We start from the raw sequence: 17,695 nt of genomic DNA, 5'->3' as shown, positions 1-17,695 counted from the left end.
GCTCAGGACCAATTCAACGCCGAGTTGCAGGACAAGCTGGCCGGCTCGGTCTGGAACACCGGCGGCTGCAGCAGCTGGTACCTCGACGAGCACGGCGTCAACCGGACGCTGTGGAGCGGGATGACCTGGCAGTACTGGCGATCCACTCGATCGCTAAGACCCGCGGAATACCGCTTCTTCGGGGTGGGCACCGGCTCACGGGCCAGCCGCCGGGCGGTAACCGCTTAGCAGGTTCACGAACGCTTTCGCGGCCGCATCGACACCTGCCTCATCTTCGGTGGCGACAAGGTCCAGCAGCAGGCCGCGGGTGACGGCCAGCCCGAGCCGTGCCATCGCAGCATCGTATGGAACATCGGCGGCAGCCTCGACCTCGCGCAGCCAGCCATCGACGGCGCCGGGAACCATACGCGTGAACGGCTTTTCGCCCTGGGCCGCCCTTGAGTAACACTCGAAGAAAAGGCGTTCGAGCTGCCGTAGTTCGGGGCGACGAAGGTCGGCCCACATCGTGGCGAAGCCCTCGGCCGGACTCATGGGTAAATCGGGGACGAGGGCCATCTGGCGGCGCTCGGCCTGCTCGACGACCGCGAGAAGCAGACCTTCTCGAGACCCGAAGTGGTGCAGCAGCATCCGGTGGCTCGTACCCACCGCGGCGGCTACCTCGCGCAACGACCGGTCGCCGACGCCGCCCGCCGCGAACTCGTCGACGAGTGCATCGAGAAGTTGCTTGCGCCGGTCCAGGTCAGGAGTGCGGACCATCGGCGCGGCTTCGCTGCTCTGCGCATGCCTTGAGGCCTTGGGCCTCCAGTCCGAGGAAGCGCTTGGTCTTCTTGACCATCAGCCACCCGACAAGGGAACCGAGTACGCCGCGCTGGTCGAGTTGCTGGCGTACCAGCGTGCGGCTACCGGGTTGGGCGATGACATCGTGGCGGGCGGTCACCAGCACACCGGGAGAGCGTTGCACCCACGTCCAGGACGAGCCCGGATCGATCTCGGTGACCCGCCACACCAGCTTCTGCATCCCAGGCTGCTTGATTGCGAACCGTTTGCCGACGGCGAGATCGGGCCCGTCGCGTCCGACCAGGGAAGTTACCGAGGCGGTCCACTCGGGCCAGCGCTCGACATCGCTGAAGACATCCCATACGAGCTGCGGCGGCGCGTCGATCTCGATACTGTCCTCGTTAAACATGTACCAAATGGTACATCGACCCTTGGGTTTTGCATACGCCCTTACGCGACGCGGGCGTTGAGATGCTTGAGCGCGGCCTCGGCGCCGTTCCACCCCGGAATCCCGGTCACTCCCGGGCCTGGGTGGGTGCATTGCCCGCACAGGTAGAGCGCGTCGACGGGCGTCGCGAACTTGTCCTCGCCCTCGACGACGCGACCGGTCCACAGCTGATTGGGCTGTAGCAGGCCATGAGAGTAGTCGCCGGCGTGAGCGCTGAAGGTGCTGCCGAAGTAGCGGTTGGAGAACACCACGCGGTTCGTGACGGAGTCGGCGAACCCGGGCGCGTACTTGTCGAAGATCTGTACGCAGGTGTCGGCGTATTGCTCTTTCCAGCTTCGGTTTTCGTCGGCGTCTAGTCCGGTGGGGAAGTACGGGGTGAAAATGGTTGCGCTGTGCTTACCTTCGGGCGCCAGCGACGAGTCCACCATGCTGGGGATGTACAGGTAGGTGGGCGGGGCGTCGGGAAGCTGTCCCTTGCGATATTGCTCCCACGCGTCGCTGATGTATTCCGGCGACGGTGCGTAGGCGACGGTGGGACACCATTGCCCGTTGTCGGACATGTATGGCTGCAGCCGTTCGATCCATTGTGGGGCTTGGTCAATGGTCAGGTGGGCCTGGATGTATCCCAGGTTGAAGTTGATTTCCTTGATCTTGCGGATGTAGTCGGGCGGAAAGTTCTGCGCGCCGGCCAGATTGACGAATGTGGTGTACGGGTCGAGCGACGAGAGCACTGCATCGGCCGAAATCGTTGTGCCGTCCCGCAGTTCGACCCCGGTGGCGCGTCCGTCGGTTACTAGGATTTGCTTGACGTGCGCCTTCATCTGCACCTCGGCGCCGAGTGATTCGGCTCGCCGGCACAGCGCCGTGCTGAGCGAGCCGATGCCGCCGCGCGGCATGATGTATTCGACGTTGCCGCCGCCGATCAGGTAGTGATACAGCGTCGACGCATTCGAGCCCGGGGTCCAGGGTCCGCCGTCGAAGGCGTCAATGGACATGGCCGCCAATGAGCCTTGGATACAGCGACCCTGATCCGGCGCCAAGAAGCGGCGGACCGTGTCCATCGTGCTGCCGTACCACATCTGCGCGAAATCGTGACGGGCCTCGGGTGTGGGCTGCTCGGCGATCACCTCGATGATGTCCAGCGGGGGACCGAACGCCGAGTCGACGAAATACGGCGCGAACCGGCCGATGTGTGCGAACAATCCGCCCAGCGCCGTCGCAACCTCGTGGCCGTGGTCGTCCATCAGATGGCGTCCCATGCGCTCGAGGTCGTTGTACATCACGAACGGGGGATCCGCGGCGTCGCCGAACGTGCAGGTGGACGTCCACTGATCCATCAGTTCGAAGCCCCACTTGGTCAGCTCCAGGCGATCGGTCATCTCCTGTCGCCAGATCAGCACCGCCCACGCGCCGACGCTGTGCTTGTATCCGTCGAAGAGTTCCCGGGTCGCGGCCATCCCGCCGAGGAAGTGTGCCCGTTCCAGGACAAGGACTTTCGCGCCATTCTTGGCGAGGACGTTGGCGGCAACCAGACCGTTGTGGCCCGCCCCGATGATGATCGCGTCGTAGTCCGCCATGCTGACCTGCCTCCCGATCCGTGGTGATCCTGCGCCTCGACCGCACCATGTCATACCTGACATATTTGCGTCAATGGTGACATTTGGTGTGTGCTGACAGTGTGGAATCTCGTAGACAGCGCACGCGTCAGGCGTTGCAACAGGCGGCGATGAAGCGCTTCGTGGCCGACGGCGTGCAGCAAACCAGCGTCGCCGACATCGCCGCCGATGTCGGGGTCACCGAGCGAACTTTCTATCGGCACTTTCCGTCCAAGCATGCGGTGATCTTCGCCGACTACGACATCGGCTTTGAGTGGTTCGCTCGCGCGTTGGCGCTGCGTCCGCACGGGGAACCCATCACGAGGTCGGTGCGAAAAGCCGTGGACGCTTTCCCTTTTGATTTCGCGATGGTCCGCGAAGCGGCCACCATTCGATCTCGCGACCTCGACCAAGACATCATCACCACTCATATTCGACGGATGCGCGATCAGGTCGCCGACGAGATCCAGCGCTTCATCCACGAACGCTCGGCACCCACTGCCGACGGGGCCATGATCGCCGACATCGCTGCGCACAGCTTGGCGACCGCGGTGTTCGTCGCGCTGGAAGCGTGGATGAGCAAAGGCGGGCATGACCCGGACGATATCGACGAGCTGAGCCGCCTCACCGACATCTCGCTCAGCGCCCTGGAAGATGGCCTCACGCACACCCTCCGGTACGCCGGACTGGACTGACGCGAAGCGCGACACGCGAACACAGCTTCTTGTGTTACCTCGGCTTGTCGCACCCCAGGGGTAGTGTTTGAAGCCTGAGCACGCTCGACTATTCGTCCTGGTGAAGTGGGGTTCTGGTGACCGAGAGATTGAAGCTGATCGATCGAGTTTCGGCGATCAACTGGAACCGTCTGCAAGACGAGAAGGACGCCGAAGTCTGGGAGCGGCTCACGGGGAACTTCTGGCTGCCGGAGAAGGTGCCGGTGTCCAACGACATCCCGTCGTGGGGCACGCTGACGGCCAACGAGAAGCAGCTGACCATGCGGGTGTTCACCGGGTTGACGTTGCTGGACACCATTCAGGGCACGGTCGGGGCGGTCAGCCTGATTCCCGACGCGCTGACGCCGCACGAAGAGGCGGTGTACACCAACATCGCCTTCATGGAGTCGGTGCACGCCAAAAGCTACAGCTCGATCTTCTCCACGCTGTGCTCGACCACCGAGATCGACGACGCCTTCCGCTGGTCGGAGGAGAACCCCAACCTGCAGCGCAAGGCCGAAATCGTGATGGAGTACTACCGCGGCGACGAACCGCTCAAGCGCAAAGTGGCCTCTACGCTGCTGGAAAGCTTCCTGTTCTACTCCGGCTTCTACTTGCCGATGTACTGGTCGAGCCGGGCCAAGCTGACCAACACCGCCGACATGATCCGGCTGATCATCCGCGACGAAGCCGTCCACGGCTATTACATCGGATACAAATTCCAGCGCGGGCTGGCGCTCGAGGACGCGGCCAGGCAGGCCGAGCTGAAGGACTACACCTACGAGCTGCTTTTCGAGCTCTACGACAACGAGGTGGAGTACACCCAGGATCTCTACGACGAAGTCGGGCTCACCGAGGACGTCAAGAAGTTCCTGCGCTACAACGCCAACAAGGCGCTGATGAACCTCGGCTATGAGGCGTTGTTCCCGCGCGACGAAACCGACGTCAACCCGGCTATCCTGTCTGCCCTGTCGCCCAATGCCGACGAAAACCACGACTTCTTCTCCGGGTCGGGATCGTCGTATGTCATCGGCAAGGCCGTCGTCACTGAAGACGAGGACTGGAACTTCTAGCCCGCAGGCCGTTGTGCGCATTCGGCTGATCCTGCAACCCGCCTGGCTGCGATTCTTGGTGTGGGCGTTCTTCCTCGCTGTGGGGTGGGGTGCGCTTACCACCTTGGAGTCGCGCGTTGAGATTGAAAGCAACATCCTTTCGGCCATCTTTTTCGGTGCCATCGTTGCCGGATTTTTCACTGCCACAAGCCAAGCTACGCATCGGGGAGCCCTGGAGGCGCTGTCTGGACTGGACCAGACGGGACGTTCCCAGGCGATCGATGCCGTCGCGCATGGCGTAGTGCCTTCTGATCCTGACGTGCGGGCGTCCGCGATCCGGCTTGGCAGGGTCTGGCTGCACAACAAGTCTGCCGATCAACTCAAGCGCGCGGAGATATGGACCTGGATCACGTTCGGGCTCTTGTTCGCGGCAGCCGTGGCGGCAGCGGCGGTGAACTTCAATAGCGACAGACTGTTCTATGGGGTGCTTGCCTTGCTGAGCGCGATCACGCTTCTGTTCTCGTCGCTCACGATGCGACGGATTCGACGAAATGTCGCGCTGCTCGCCGGAGGCCACAACTAGGGCAGCGCTAACCGCCTCGCTGTTTTCTCGTTGCGCATGAACTCCCGGTGCGCCGGACAACATCGACGAAAGCAGCTTGGGCCGACCTGACCCTGGCACTGGTCCGCTCCATGAACCTTGGCCGCTCGCACTTCGATGAACTGTGGGTGGCCTTTCTTACAGAACGTGCCGGTGGGCTGCCGCCAGCCGATGGGCTCCATGCGGGCTAATGGTATTCGCGTTTACACGCCGACCGGAATGGTGCGAGCGTTGATGAGAGTGGGTCGCTGGCGGTCGGCGATACCGGCTCTAACCAATTCGGTGACCTCGTCGACGCTGTGCGCCTCATGGGCGTCGACGCCGTTGGGCAATGTTTGTGCTGTTGGCAGCCAACAGCTTTCACCGCGGAGCCACCGCAGCGGAACTCATCGTGCACCGCAATACCGTGCGCTATCGCATCCAACGGATCGGAGAAGCTGACCGGTTTGGATTTACAGAAATCCCCTTGACCAGAACCTGCTCTGTCTGGCCATCCTGTGGAATCAGATCGAGCCGCAAGCGGGCCGATCGGCCGATCAGGACCGCCGAAAAAGATGAACGGTGCGTGAATTGTATGAACGGCGCACCGGGACGGTGGCGCCGCTCACCCACCTTTCGTGACACTGATGAGGTGGCGATAACACCATCTTCTACGGCCGATTTCTTCCGTTCAGTGATCCGGTGGCTGCAGGTCGGCTACCCGGAAGGCGTTCCTGGTCCGGACCGCGTGCCGCTGCTTGCGCTGCTGCACAGCACCCCGCTGAGCGAGGATGAGATCACCGAAGTGGTCGACGCCATCGATGAGGACGTCGAGGGCCCGGTTGACCGTGACGTGATCGCGGACTTCATCTCGGACATGACGCAATACGACGCCGGTCCGGAGAACATCGCGCGGGTGGCCGCCAGGCTTGCCGCCGCCGGTTGGCCGCTGTCGGGTATCGCGGACGCGTCTAACGGCGAAGCTTCGGCCTCACAAGCCTGACGTATCGATCACGAAGCGGTAGCGCACGTCGCTGGCCAGCACGCGCTCGTAGGCCTCGTTGATGTAATCCGGCTCGATGAGCTCGATTTCGGGCGTCACGTCGTGCTCGGCGCAGAAGTCCAGCATCTCCTGGGTCTCGGCGATCCCGCCGATGTTCGACCCGGACAGGCTGCGGCGCGCCAGCGCCAGCGGGAATGCCGGCACCTCCATGGGGTGCTCGGGGATACCCAGCTCGACGAGCGTGCCGTCGACGTCAAGCAGGTTCAGGTAGTCGCCGAGTTTGAGGTTGGCCGAGACGGTATTGAGGATCAGGTCGAAGCTGCCGCGAAGGTTGCGGAAGGTGTCCGGGTCGGCGGTGGCGTAGTAGTGGCTGGCACCCAGACGCAATCCGTCCTCCATCTTCTTCAGCGACTGCGATAGCACCGTCACGTCGGCGCCCATCGCCGCGCCCAGCTTGACGCCCATGTGACCCAGCCCGCCCAGGCCGATGATCGCGAGCCGCGTGTCCGGCCCCGCTTTCCAGTGTCGGAGCGGCGAGAAGAGAGTGACGCCCGCGCACAGCAGCGGGGCCGCTTTGTCCAGCGGCAACGAGTCGGGGATGCGCACGACGAAGTTCTCGTCGACGACGACTGCCTGGCTGTAGCCGCCCTGCGTTGATGTGCCGTCTTTGTCGATCGAGTTGTAGGTGAAGGTCGCACCGGGCTTGCAGTACTGCTCGAGCCCGGCCTTACAGCTGCTGCACTGACCGCAGGAGTTCACCATGCAGCCGATGCCGACGTGATCGCCCACCTGGTATTTGCTGACCTCAGGGCCGACGGCGCTCACCACGCCGGCGATTTCGTGGCCGGGAACCACGGGGTAATTGGGTTGGCCCCATTCGGCTTTCACGGTGTGGATGTCGGAGTGGCAGATACCGGCGAACTTGATGTCGATGGCCACGTCGTGCGGGCCGGGGTCGCGGCGGGTGATCGTGGTCTTGGTCAGCGGCGCGGTCGCCGAGGTAGCGGCATACGCGGAAACACTGCTCATTGGGCAATCCTCTTGAGTGCGCTGGTTTCGTGTCGAATTCTATTGAACACACCCAGATTAGCATAGATAGACTATGTATTTCTCGCGGTGCGGTCGACGTCACAGACCGCTGGCCGTCAGTTGATCGGGGCGTTCACAAAGCGCAGGTCGTCGATGACACCGCGCGCCGCCACCACGCCCTCGCCGGTCTGCCAAATCTCATTGTTGACCACGAAGACTCGGTTGTCGCGGGTGGCGGCCAGCTTGCGCCACGAATCGCTGTCGAAAATGGTCGCGGCGCGGTCCTTGGCGGCCGGCGACGCGAACGACACGTACACCAGGTCGGCGTCGGCTGGGGAGAAGTCCGGGGTGCCCGCCAGGTCGGCGTCAGTGCTGCCGATCTCGATGTAGGGCTTGTCGGTAAACCGTTGCGACGCAGGGCGGTCCACGCCGACCGTGGTCAGCACGCTGGCCGGGAAATTCTCGGCACCATATACCCGGGTGGTGTTCTCGGTGAACTGCACGACCGACGCCTGGTAGTGGGCGGCGTCGTGAGCCGCGCCGTCGTCGTGGGCCTTCTTGGTGAAGCCGTCGATCACGCCGCCGGCGGCGTCGGCCCGACCGGTGGCCGCACCGACCCCACGCAGGTTGTCCTCCCAGGCCGCACCCGGTGCCCCGGTGAACACCGTCGGCGCGATCGCGGCCAACGCCGAATACAACTTCGGCGTCAACGCTTGCGAGCCGAGAATCAGGTCCGGCTTGGCTGCCCCGATAGCCGCCAGGTCGGGACTGCTGCGGGTGCCCACGCCCGGCAGCTGATGCACAGCGGTGCCCAGGTAGGACGGCTGGCTCGACGAGCCGTCCGGCAACGCGGCGGCCACGATCCGCGACTGCAGGCCCAGCGCGCACAGGGCGTCGAGCTGGTCGCCGGAGAGCACGACGATGCGCTGCGGATCGGAGCTCACCTGCGCCACATCGGGCTGCACCCCGGCCGCGTTGCGGGCCGTGCGAGTCGGCGGCCCGGGATCCGGCTCAGTCGGTTGCGGCGCGCACGACTCGTCTGGTCGCCGCTGGTTGCCCAGAACGCCGGCCCCGGCGATTTGGGTGGTGCTGGTGATCACCGATGTCGCCGACGAGCCGCCGCCGGGCGATCCCGTCGTGCAACCCGTGCACAGTGCAGCCGAAATCGCTGTCGCAACGGCAGCGCACATCACAGGTCGCATACCCCTGAACAGCACGGGTCCGACGGTAACATCCGCTTCGAACGGCCATTTTCGCCCAGTACGACAGTTTGTAGGACCAGTCGCTCGCCGGACGCGGTCGAAGGCTAGACTCAGGAGCCACTGATCCCAGTCGCCCCGCCCGACGTTTGGAGGAGCTCTTGACCACCGAAGCGCCCCCGCTGGGAGAACTCGAGGCGAGTCGTCCGTACCCGCCCCGAACAGGGCCTAAGGGCAACCTGGTCTACCGGCTGATCACCACCACCGATCACAAGATGATCGGGATTATGTACTGCGTCGCCTGCTTCATTTTCTTCTTCACCGGCGGCCTGATGGCGCTGCTGATGCGCACCGAGTTGGCCGCGCCGGGTCTGCAGTTCCTGTCGAACGAGCAGTTCAACCAGCTGTTCACCATGCACGGCACGATCATGCTGCTGTTCTACGCGACACCGATCGTGTTCGGCTTCGCCAACCTGGTGCTGCCGCTGCAGATCGGCGCCCCTGACGTGGCGTTCCCGCGGCTGAACGCCTTCTCGTTCTGGCTGTTCTTGTTCGGTGGCACGATCTCGACCGCCGGCTTCATCACCCCGGGCGGGGCCGCCGACTTCGGCTGGACCGCCTACACCCCGCTGACCGACGCCATCCACTCACCCGGCGTCGGGGCCGACCTGTGGATCATGGGTATAGCCGTTGCTGGCCTGGGCACCATCCTGGGCGCGGTCAATATGATCACCACCGTGGTCTGCATGCGTGCGCCCGGGATGACAATGTTCCGGATGCCGATCTTCACCTGGAACATTTTGGTGACGTCGATCCTGGTGCTGATCGTGTTCCCACTGCTGACCGCTGCGCTGTTCGGGCTGGCCGCCGACCGGCACCTGGGCGCCCATGTCTACGACGCGGCCAACGGCGGAGTGCTGTTGTGGCAGCACCTGTTCTGGTTCTTCGGCCACCCCGAGGTCTACATCATCGCGCTGCCGTTCTTCGGCATCGTCTCGGAGATCTTCCCGGTGTTTTCCCGCAAGCCGATCTTCGGCTACACCACGTTGGTGTATGCAACACTGTCGATCGCCGCGTTGTCGGTCGCGGTGTGGGCACACCACATGTTCGCCACCGGAGCCGTTCTGCTGCCGTTCTTTTCGTTCATGACGTATCTGATCGCGGTGCCGACCGGGATCAAGTTCTTCAACTGGATCGGCACCATGTGGAAGGGCCAGTTGACCTTTGAGACACCGATGCTGTTTTCGGTCGGCTTTCTGGTCACCTTCCTGTTGGGTGGTCTGACCGGTGTGCTGCTGGCCAGCCCGCCGCTGGACTTCCATGTCACCGACAGTTACTTCGTCGTCGCGCACTTCCACTACGTGCTGTTCGGCACCATCGTGTTCTCCACGTTCGCCGGTATCTACTTCTGGTTCCCGAAGATGACCGGCCGGCTGCTCGACGAGCGCTTGGGCAAGCTGCATTTCTGGCTGACGTTCATCGGCTTCCACACCACGTTTCTGGTGCAGCACTGGCTGGGTGATATGGGCATGCCGCGCCGCTACGCCGACTACCTGCCCACCGACGGTTTCACCACCCTCAACGTCATCTCCACCATCGGCTCTTTCATCCTTGGCGCGTCGATGATCGTGTTCACCTGGAACGTCTTCAAGAGCTGGCGCTACGGCGAAGTGGTCACTGTCGACGACCCATGGGGGTACGGCAACTCGCTGGAGTGGGCCACCAGTTGTCCACCGCCGCGGCACAACTTCACCGAGCTGCCCCGCATCCGCTCCGAGCGCCCGGCCTTCGAGTTGCACTACCCGCACATGGTGGAACGACTTCGCGCCGAGGCGCACGTGGGCCGCAGCCACAGCCAGGAGCTGGCCGAGGTGCCCTCGAGCTGAGTACACCCCGCAAGGTGTCGGCGCTGATCACCGTCACCGGTGTCGACAAGCCAGGCGTGACGTCGGCGCTATTCGAGGTTCTCTCCGGCCACAATGTCGAACTGCTCAACGTCGAGCAAGTCGTGATCCGGGGCCGGCTGACGTTGGGTGTGCTGGTGTCGGCTCCACTCGAGGTGGCCGAGGGTAAGACGCTGCGGGCGGACGTCGAGGCGGCCATCCACGCGGTCGGCCTGGACGTCAGCATCGAGCGCAGCGACGATCTGCCGATCATCCGGGAACCGTCGACGCACACCATCGTGGTGCTCGGCCGACCGATCACCGCCGAGGCGTTCGGCGTGGTGGCCCGGGAGGTGGCCGCACTGGGCATCAACATCGACCTCATTCGCGGCGTCTCCGACTACCCGGTCACCGGCCTGGAATTGCGCGTTTCCGCGCCACCGGGCGTCGGAAGCCGGCTACAGGCCGCGCTGACGCAGGTGGCCGCGGACCAGTGCGTCGACATCGCGGTGGAGGATTACGGGCTGTCCCGGCGCGCTAAACGGCTGATCGTGTTCGACGTCGACTCGACGCTGATCCAGGGCGAAGTCATCGAGATGCTGGCCGCCCGGGTGGGAGCTCAGGAGGCCGTCGCCGCGATCACCGAGGCCGCGATGCGCGGCGAACTGGACTTCGCGGAGTCGCTGCGGCAGCGGGTGGCCACCTTGGCGGGTCTGCCCGCCGAAGTGCTCGACGAGGTCGGCGAAGAGTTGGAGCTGACGGCGGGCGCGCGGACCACGCTGCGCACGTTGCGGCGGCTGGGTTATCACGTGGGCGTGGTCTCCGGCGGCTTCCGGCAGGTCATCGAGCCGTTGGCGCATGAGCTGATGCTGGACTTCGTCGCCGCCAATGAACTGGAGATCGTCGACGGCAAAATCACCGGCCGGGTCGTCGGAGCGATCGTCGACCGCGCCGGTAAGGCCAAGGCACTGCGGGACTTCGCGCATCAGGTCGGCGTGCCGATGGCGCAGACGGTCGCGGTGGGCGACGGCGCCAACGACATCGACATGCTGGCCGCCGCGGGCCTGGGCGTGGCATTCAACGCCAAACCCGCGCTGCGGGAAGTTGCCGACGCCTCGCTGAGCTACCCGTACCTGGACACCGTGCTGTTCTTGCTCGGCGTCACGCGCGGCGAGATCGAGGCCGCGGACGCGGTCGACGGTGTGGTGCGACGCGTCGAGATCCCACCCGAATAACCGCGCGACCCGACAGCCGCCGCGGCGTCGCGGTACGGCACGATGGTCGGGTGCCCGAAACCGGAAGCCGGAGGTGAAACCCGAGGATTCGAGAGAATCCGAGGGTGGAACCGACCAGACTAACGACGCAGCCGACCCCGATCTGCTGATCGACTTCAAGGACGTTTCGCTGCGCCGTGATGGCCATCTGCTGGTCGGGCCGGTGAGTTGGTCGGTCGAGCTCGACGAACGCTGGGTGATCATTGGGGCCAACGGTGCCGGCAAGACATCGTTGCTACGCATCGCCGCTGCCGCCGAGCACCCCTCGTCGGGCGTCGCCTACGTGCTCGGTGAGCGCCTCGGCCGCGTCGACATGTCCGAGTTGCGCTCCCGGGTGGGCTTGAGTTCCTCGGCGCTGGCGCAACGGATTCCCGGTCATGAGGTGGTGCGCGACTTGGTCGTCTCGGCCGGCTACGCGGTGCTGGGCCGGTGGCGGGAACGCTACGAGGACGTCGACTACCACCGGGCCATCGACATGCTGGAAAGCCTGGGCTCCGAGCACCTGGCCGACCGCACCTACGAGACCCTGTCGGAGGGCGAGCGCAAGCGGGTGCTGATCGCGCGCGCGTTGATGACCGACCCCGAGTTGCTGCTGCTCGACGAACCGGCTGCCGGTCTGGACTTGGGCGGCCGCGAGGAACTGGTGGCGCGGCTGACCGACTTGGCCGCCGATCCCGACGCTCCGGCGCTGGTCCTGGTCACCCACCACGTCGAGGAGATTCCGCCCGGCTTCAGCCACTGCATGCTGATGTCGGAGGGACAAGTCGTCGCGGCAGGTTTGCTGACAGACGTACTGACCGGCGAGAATCTATCGACGGCGTTCGGCCAGTCGATCACGGTCGACGTGATCGACGGGCGTTACTTCGCCCGCCGCACTCGCACCCGCGCGGCCCATCGGAGGCGCTGATGACCTCGTCGACCGACGAACCCTACGTCCCGCTGACGCCCCGGCCCGCCGCCACCGTGATGCTGATCCGCGACGGCTCCCACGGTGTTTCCGTCTTCTTGATGCGCCGGCACTCGGCGATGGAATTCGCCGCCGGGGTGATGGTGTTCCCCGGCGGCGGCGTCGACGACCGCGACCGCAACGCCCAGATCGCCTGGGCCGGGCCGCGGCCGTCGTGGTGGGCGCAGCGGTTCAGCATCGAAACCGAGCTGGCCGAAGCCCTGGTGTGCGCCGCGGCCCGGGAGACCTTCGAGGAGTGCGGCGTGCTGTTCGCGGGCCCGGCCGACGACCCGGGCGGCATCGTCGGCGACGCGTCCGCGTATCGGGAATCGCGGCTGGCGCTGGCCGATCGGACGCAGTCGTTCGCCGACTTCCTACGCCGCGAGAACCTAGTGTTGCGGGCTGACCTGCTCCGACCGTGGGCCAACTGGGTAACCCCGGAAGCCGAGCGCACCCGCCGCTACGACACGTACTTCTTCGTCGGAGCGTTGCCGGAGGGTCAGCAGGCCGACGGGGAGAACACCGAATCCGACCGTGCGGATTGGACCACGCCGCGGGCCGCCATCGACGACTTCGCGGCCGGCCGCAGCTTCCTGCTGCCGCCGACCTGGACCCAGCTGGACTCGCTGGCCGGACGCACGGTCGCCGACGTGTTGGCCGTCGAGCGTCAGATCGTCACTGTGCAGCCGAATCTGGAGATGGACGGCGACAACTGGGTGTTCGAGTTCTTCGACTCCGATCGCTACCACGCGGCACGGAAAGCCGGTGGACACCGATGGCGGCTGTGAGCGAGTTCGTCAGCATCCACCTGGGCATAGAGCGCCCGGGGGTCGGCACGCTGGTGGTGTCGCGGCCGCCCACCAATGCGATGACCCGCCAGGTCTACCGGGAGATCGGGCAGGCCGCCGCCGAGGTCGCACGTCGCGACGACATCGCCACGGTGATCATCTTCGGCGGCCACGAGATCTTCTCCGCGGGTGACGACATGCCCCAACTGCGCGCGCTGACCGCCCCGGAAGCCGAGACCTGGGCACAGATGCGGCGCGACGCCGTCGACGCCGTCGCGGCGATTCCGAAGCCGACCGTGGCCGCGATCACCGGTTACGCGCTGGGCGCCGGGCTGGGCCTGGCGCTGGCCGCCGACTGGCGGGTGAGCGGTGACAACGTGCGCTTCGGTGCGACGGAGATCCTGGCCGGTTTGGTGCCTGACGGTGGGGGCATGGCGCGGTTGACCCGCACGGTCGGGGTCAGCAGGGCCAAGGAACTGGTGTACAGCGGACGTTTCTTCGACGCCGAGGAGGCGCTGGCCTTGGGCCTGATCGACGAGATGGTAGCTCCTGACAACGTGTACGACGCCGCGGTGGCCTGGGCCGGGCGCTTCGTCGACGGGCCCCCGTACGCGCTGGCCGCGGCCAAGGCCGGCATCAACGACGTGTTCGAGCTGGCTCCGGCCGAGCGGGTGGCCGCCGAACGTCGCCGCTTTGTGGACGTGTTCGGCAGTGCCACTAAGCTGGCGCATCGTGACGAGGAGTTCGAAGGCCGCCGGTGACCCGGCGCCGCAACCGCATGCCACCGCCGAGCAGGTTGAGGCCGCCCGCCACGACAGCAAGCTGGCCCAGGTGCTCTACCACGACTGGGAGGCGGAGAACTACGACGAGAAGTGGTCCATCTCCTACGACCAGCGCTGCATCGACTACGCGCGGGACTGCTTCGACGCCGTCATCCCTGACGATGAGATCTACCGCCTGCCGTACGACCGGGCTCTCGAATTAGGCTGCGGCACAGGATTTTTTCTGCTGAACCTGATTCAGTCCGGGGTCGCGCGGCGTGGTTCGGTCACCGACCTGTCCCCGGGCATGGTCAAAGTCGCCACTCGCAACGGGCAGTCGCTGGGCCTGGACATCGACGGTCGGGTCGCCGACGCCGAGGGCATCCCGTACGACGACAACACATTCGACCTGGTGGTGGGACATGCTGTGCTGCACCACATTCCGGACGTCGGGCTGTCGCTGCGTGAGGTGCAGCGGGTGCTGCGGCCGGGCGGGCGCTTCGTCTTCGCCGGCGAGCCGACCTCTGTGGGCAACGGCTACGCCCGGACGCTGTCGACACTGACCTGGCGGATCACCACCAATGTCACCAAGTTGCCCGGTCTGGGCAGTTGGCGGCGTCCACAGGCCGAGCTGGACGAGTCCTCGCGCGCCGCGGCGCTGGAGGCCGTTGTCGACCTGCACACCTTTACTCCCAGTGACCTGGAGAAGATGGCCGTCTCCGCCGGCGCTGTGGACGTCGAGACCGCCACCGTCGAGTTCACAGCGGCAATGCTGGGCTGGCCGCTGCGCACCTTCGAGTACGCCGTGCCCTCGGAACGGCTGGGCTGGGTCTGGGCCAAGTTGGCGTTCAACAGCTGGAAGACGTTGAGCTGGGTTGATGAGAACCTGTGCCGCCGCGTGGTGCCGAAGCGCTGGTTCTACAACGTGATGATCACCGGGATCAAGCCGTCCTGAACTTCGGGCTCGACGACGTTGCTTACCTGATATCGGACGCGGGCCGTGCGGCGCTGACTATCGTGGATGGGTTGCCGCTGACCGATCGCGTCACCGAGATCGCTGCGCTACGAAAGCAATTCGGCGATCGGACACCGGCACTGGTGGAAACCGTGTTGCTGCGGCGGCGCGCGGCCGACAAGCTGCCCGGTACCGGCGAGTGGCTGTTCACCGACGAGGCGCTGCAGCAAGCCAGCGCCGCGGTTGTGGCGTCGCATCGGGCGCAGCGGCTGGCCGGCGGCATTGTGCACGATGTGACGTGCTCGATTGGCACCGAGGTCGCGGCGCTGCGCGGCTGCGCGGCCCGGGTGGTGGGCAGCGATATCGACCCGGTGCGGCTGGCGATGGCGCGACACAACCTGGGTGCCGCGGCCGACCTGTGCCGTGCCGATGCGCTAGACCCAGTGACCCGCGACGCGGTCGTGATGGCCGACCCGGCGCGGCGCGGCAGCGGACGACGGCGCTTCAACCCGCGCGAGTACCAGCCCGCGCTGGACCAGCTATTCGATGTCTATCGTGGCCGGGAGCTGGTCGTAAAGTGCTCTCCCGGAATCGATTTCGACGTCGTGACACGCCTCGGCTTCGACGGCGAGATCGAGGTGACCTCTTATCGGGGGTCGGTGCGGGAAGCGTGCTTGTGGTCGGCCGGTTTGGCCGACCCAGGTGTGCGCCGGCGGGCTAGCATCCTGGACCGCGGCGAACAGATCATCGACGCCGAGCCGGACGATTGCCCGGTGCGGCCCGTCGGCCGGTGGATCGTCGACCCCGACGGCGCGGTGGTGCGGGCCGGCCTGGTGCGCCATTACGCTGCGCGCCACAGGCTGTGGCAGCTGGACCCGCACATCGCCTACCTGTCCGGGGACCAATTGCCCACGGGAGTGCGCGGATTCGAGGTTCTCCAGCAGCTGCCGTTCGACGAGCGGCGGTTGCGTCAGGCGCTCTCAGCGCTGGACGGCGGCACGTTGGAGATCCTGGTGCGCGGCGTGGATGTCGACCCCACGGCGCTGCGACGGCGGTTGGCGTTGCGGGGCAGCCAGGCCTTGACGGTGGTGATCACCCGGGTCGGCTCGGGTGCAGCGGCGAGGGGGATCGCATTCCTGTGCCGCCCGTCGCGGTAGCGGCTGCACTAAACGGCATTCCACCGCGAGTGGCCTTTGAGTTCGCATCGTCCGAATACAAGCTGAGGACATACTCAGTGTTTTCTCAGCTTTTGTTCGTACATATTGCACGCCGGTCAATAAACTAATGGGCCTCGGCGGTCAAGCGCTGATGGCGAAAATCGCGCACGCGGCGCTGATCTCGGCCGAAGACTTGCTGGGCCAGGGCCCGAGACCCTGCGCGGTTCAGGGCTAGAAAAAGAGCTGAGAGAGTTGGCTAGGTTGATGACCTCGCCGCCGTCCTCTTGACTGACGGTGCTACCGCTTCGGCTCGAGGCGCCGACTATCTCTACGAGATCATCTCGGCGTTGGGTAACGAATCCGGCACTGCAGCCGCTACCAGCGGCGGCTTCCTGGCCGAGCTGCTGTCGCTGTTCTAGGCTTCTGCCTCATGTCGGCGACGGCGGACGTTTGCCGCCCGTCCTGATAGGAGCCGGGTAGGCTTGCGGGACGGCATTTGAGCCGTTCCCAGTCTGCGAGGACAAGTCACCCATGCGCTACCTGATGACGGCCGTGCTGATCGCGGCCGGAGCCCTGTTGGGTTGGTCCGGTGGGCCGGTCGCGGCCGCGGACTCGACGTGCGGCAACTTGGGCGGCGACGTCGAGGGTGACCAGACGTGCCATGTGCATGCCTCCACGTCCACCTACACCCTGGACATGAAGTTTCCGCTCGACTACCCCGACGAGCAGGCGCTCACCGACTACATCGGCCAGAACCGCGATGGATTTGTCAGCGTCGCGCAGACGTCGTCGCAGACATCGGGAACGCGCGAGGTGCCGTACCAAATGGAGGTGACCTCCGAGCAGTACCATTCCGGCCAGCCACCGGGCGGCACCCGAAGCGTGGTGCTCAAGGTCTTCGAGGACCTCGGCGGTCCGCGCCCGTCCAACTCCTACAAGAGTTTCAACTACGACCTCGGATCACAGCAAGCGATCACCTTCGACACGCTCTTCGTGCCTAACAGCAAACCGCTTGATTCCGTTTTCCCGATCGTGCAGCGCGAGATGGGACGGCAGACCGGGTTCGCCGGGGCGATCCTGCCCGGCTCCGGCCTCGATTCGTCGCACTATCAGAACTTCGCCATCACCGATGACGAGGTGATTTTCTACTTCGCGCCGGGAGAGCTGCTGCCGCCGTCAATCGCCGGCGGCAGCCAGGTTCACGTGCCGCGCAACGCCATCCCGCCGCTGACGGTCAAGGGCTGAGGCACTGTCGGCGTCGTTACGGCACCAGCAACGCCCTAGGCCGTACAGCAGTCACATCTGTCACGCCGATCTCTGCGCGGAGCCGGTAGGCAGTTTGCCCGCCTTGTAGCGACAAACCAAGGCGCGCAGGGAACTTTTCGCTCAGAGGCGGGCACAAGGAGCACCCCTGTTGCCTCATGTCAATATGCCCGCGACGGTATTCGTTGCCTCATGTGCCGGATGCCCGCGACAACTGATTGGTGGCCTGGTTTGCTGGTGCCCGCGTGGGCGGTGCTTTGCGTTGGGGTCCG

General features: G+C 65.3%; 19 protein-coding genes and 2 pseudogenes. 15 read left to right on the top strand and 6 right to left on the bottom strand.

Features of this window, described 5'->3' with window-relative positions; genetic code table 11:
- Positions 1 to 228 (top strand): annotated as a pseudogene (locus ACLQI9_RS29730) (4-hydroxyacetophenone monooxygenase); the annotation flags it as partial.
- On the opposite strand, the gene ACLQI9_RS29725 reads toward ACLQI9_RS29730, so the two are convergent.
- From ACLQI9_RS29725 to ACLQI9_RS29715, 3 genes are read right to left on the bottom strand one after another with little or no spacing between them, the layout of a single operon-like run.
- On the bottom strand, positions 196 to 756 hold the full coding sequence (locus tag ACLQI9_RS29725; RefSeq protein WP_442378667.1) for a TetR family transcriptional regulator: 561 nt from the start codon (positions 754 to 756) through the stop codon (positions 196 to 198). The pseudogene ACLQI9_RS29730 and the gene ACLQI9_RS29725 overlap by 33 nt on opposite strands.
- Positions 740 to 1,186 carry an SRPBCC family protein gene (locus ACLQI9_RS29720; protein ID WP_442378666.1) on the bottom strand — a complete coding sequence of 149 codons (447 nt, stop codon included), beginning with the start codon at positions 1,184 to 1,186 and terminating at the stop codon, positions 740 to 742. Before ACLQI9_RS29720 ends, ACLQI9_RS29725 begins: the two co-directional genes overlap by 17 nt.
- 41 nt (positions 1,187 to 1,227) lie before the next feature.
- The gene (locus tag ACLQI9_RS29715) at positions 1,228 to 2,802 is read right to left on the bottom strand and encodes a phytoene desaturase family protein (protein ID WP_442378665.1); all 1,575 of its coding nucleotides are present in this window, start codon (positions 2,800 to 2,802) and stop codon (positions 1,228 to 1,230) included.
- 101 nt (positions 2,803 to 2,903) lie between these two features.
- On the opposite strand from ACLQI9_RS29715, the gene ACLQI9_RS29710 reads away from it, so the two are divergent.
- The 3 genes from ACLQI9_RS29710 to ACLQI9_RS29700 all read left to right on the top strand — a co-directional run bounded on the left by ACLQI9_RS29710 (position 2,904) and on the right by ACLQI9_RS29700 (position 5,168).
- Complete coding sequence (locus ACLQI9_RS29710; RefSeq protein WP_442392635.1) at positions 2,904 to 3,515, top strand: TetR/AcrR family transcriptional regulator; 612 nt, start codon at positions 2,904 to 2,906, stop codon at positions 3,513 to 3,515.
- A gap of 116 nt (positions 3,516 to 3,631) precedes the next feature.
- Positions 3,632 to 4,606 carry a class 1b ribonucleoside-diphosphate reductase subunit beta gene (gene nrdF / locus ACLQI9_RS29705; RefSeq protein WP_442378663.1) on the top strand — a complete coding sequence of 325 codons (975 nt, stop codon included), beginning with the start codon at positions 3,632 to 3,634 and terminating at the stop codon, positions 4,604 to 4,606.
- A 13-nt stretch (positions 4,607 to 4,619) separates the two neighbouring features.
- Positions 4,620 to 5,168, top strand: a complete 549-nt coding sequence (locus ACLQI9_RS29700; protein WP_442378662.1) for a hypothetical protein — start codon at positions 4,620 to 4,622, stop codon at positions 5,166 to 5,168.
- 221 nt (positions 5,169 to 5,389) lie between these two features.
- On the opposite strand, the gene ACLQI9_RS29695 is transcribed toward ACLQI9_RS29700, so the two are convergent.
- Positions 5,390 to 5,518 (bottom strand): hypothetical protein, encoded by a 129-nt coding sequence (locus tag ACLQI9_RS29695; RefSeq protein ID WP_442378661.1) that lies wholly within the window; start codon positions 5,516 to 5,518, stop codon positions 5,390 to 5,392.
- Between ACLQI9_RS29695 and ACLQI9_RS29690 the strand changes: the two are divergent.
- Both ACLQI9_RS29690 and ACLQI9_RS29685 read left to right on the top strand, forming a co-directional pair.
- Positions 5,518 to 5,610 (top strand): annotated as a pseudogene (locus ACLQI9_RS29690) (helix-turn-helix domain-containing protein); the annotation flags it as partial. The gene ACLQI9_RS29695 and the pseudogene ACLQI9_RS29690 overlap by 1 nt on opposite strands.
- A 249-nt stretch (positions 5,611 to 5,859) precedes the next feature.
- Positions 5,860 to 6,168 (top strand): DUF3349 domain-containing protein, encoded by a 309-nt coding sequence (locus tag ACLQI9_RS29685; protein ID WP_442378670.1) that lies wholly within the window; start codon positions 5,860 to 5,862, stop codon positions 6,166 to 6,168.
- Here the strand turns inward: ACLQI9_RS29685 and ACLQI9_RS29680 are convergent.
- Both ACLQI9_RS29680 and ACLQI9_RS29675 read right to left on the bottom strand, forming a co-directional pair.
- A complete protein-coding gene (locus ACLQI9_RS29680) occupies positions 6,157 to 7,197 on the bottom strand; it encodes an NAD(P)-dependent alcohol dehydrogenase (protein ID WP_442378660.1) in 1,041 nt (346 codons plus the stop codon). The two genes, ACLQI9_RS29685 and ACLQI9_RS29680, sit on opposite strands and share 12 nt — an antisense overlap.
- 116 nt (positions 7,198 to 7,313) lie before the next feature.
- On the bottom strand, positions 7,314 to 8,399 hold the full coding sequence (locus ACLQI9_RS29675) for an iron-siderophore ABC transporter substrate-binding protein (RefSeq protein WP_442378659.1): 1,086 nt from the start codon (positions 8,397 to 8,399) through the stop codon (positions 7,314 to 7,316).
- Between the two features lie 158 nt (positions 8,400 to 8,557).
- On the opposite strand from ACLQI9_RS29675, the gene ctaD reads away from it, so the two are divergent.
- The 9 genes from ctaD (at position 8,558) to ACLQI9_RS29630 (ending at position 17,405) form a co-directional block, all read left to right on the top strand.
- Positions 8,558 to 10,282, top strand: coding sequence for an aa3-type cytochrome oxidase subunit I (ctaD, locus tag ACLQI9_RS29670; protein ID WP_442392633.1), 1,725 nt, complete (start codon positions 8,558 to 8,560; stop codon positions 10,280 to 10,282).
- Positions 10,279 to 11,514: a phosphoserine phosphatase SerB gene (gene serB / locus ACLQI9_RS29665; protein WP_442378669.1), complete on the top strand. Its 1,236-nt coding sequence runs from the start codon at positions 10,279 to 10,281 to the stop codon at positions 11,512 to 11,514. The genes ctaD and serB overlap by 4 nt, the downstream gene beginning before the upstream one ends.
- 73 nt (positions 11,515 to 11,587) lie before the next feature.
- Positions 11,588 to 12,460 carry an ABC transporter ATP-binding protein gene (locus tag ACLQI9_RS29660; RefSeq protein ID WP_442378657.1) on the top strand — a complete coding sequence of 291 codons (873 nt, stop codon included), beginning with the start codon at positions 11,588 to 11,590 and terminating at the stop codon, positions 12,458 to 12,460.
- The gene (locus ACLQI9_RS29655) at positions 12,460 to 13,287 is read left to right on the top strand and encodes an NUDIX hydrolase (RefSeq protein WP_442378656.1); all 828 of its coding nucleotides are present in this window, start codon (positions 12,460 to 12,462) and stop codon (positions 13,285 to 13,287) included. The genes ACLQI9_RS29660 and ACLQI9_RS29655 overlap by 1 nt, the downstream gene beginning before the upstream one ends.
- On the top strand, positions 13,275 to 14,048 hold the full coding sequence (locus tag ACLQI9_RS29650) for an enoyl-CoA hydratase (RefSeq protein ID WP_414687301.1): 774 nt from the start codon (positions 13,275 to 13,277) through the stop codon (positions 14,046 to 14,048). Before ACLQI9_RS29655 ends, ACLQI9_RS29650 begins: the two co-directional genes overlap by 13 nt.
- On the top strand, positions 14,020 to 15,003 hold the full coding sequence (locus tag ACLQI9_RS29645; protein WP_442378655.1) for a class I SAM-dependent methyltransferase: 984 nt from the start codon (positions 14,020 to 14,022) through the stop codon (positions 15,001 to 15,003). The genes ACLQI9_RS29650 and ACLQI9_RS29645 overlap by 29 nt, the downstream gene beginning before the upstream one ends.
- Positions 14,961 to 16,160, top strand: a complete 1,200-nt coding sequence (locus tag ACLQI9_RS29640; RefSeq protein ID WP_442378668.1) for a THUMP-like domain-containing protein — start codon at positions 14,961 to 14,963, stop codon at positions 16,158 to 16,160. Before ACLQI9_RS29645 ends, ACLQI9_RS29640 begins: the two co-directional genes overlap by 43 nt.
- Before the next feature lie 284 nt (positions 16,161 to 16,444).
- Positions 16,445 to 16,579, top strand: a complete 135-nt coding sequence (locus tag ACLQI9_RS29635; protein ID WP_324443701.1) for a hypothetical protein — start codon at positions 16,445 to 16,447, stop codon at positions 16,577 to 16,579.
- A 112-nt stretch (positions 16,580 to 16,691) separates the two neighbouring features.
- Positions 16,692 to 17,405 (top strand): esterase, encoded by a 714-nt coding sequence (locus ACLQI9_RS29630; RefSeq protein WP_324443703.1) that lies wholly within the window; start codon positions 16,692 to 16,694, stop codon positions 17,403 to 17,405.
- Positions 17,406 to 17,695: the final 290 nt, after the last annotated feature.

This window comes from Mycobacterium sp., from assembly GCF_052143115.1.
In the GTDB taxonomy this organism is placed as follows: domain Bacteria; phylum Actinomycetota; class Actinomycetes; order Mycobacteriales; family Mycobacteriaceae; genus Mycobacterium.
Note: the sequence above shows the minus strand (reverse complement) of the source record. Positions and strands in the feature narration are given on the sequence as shown.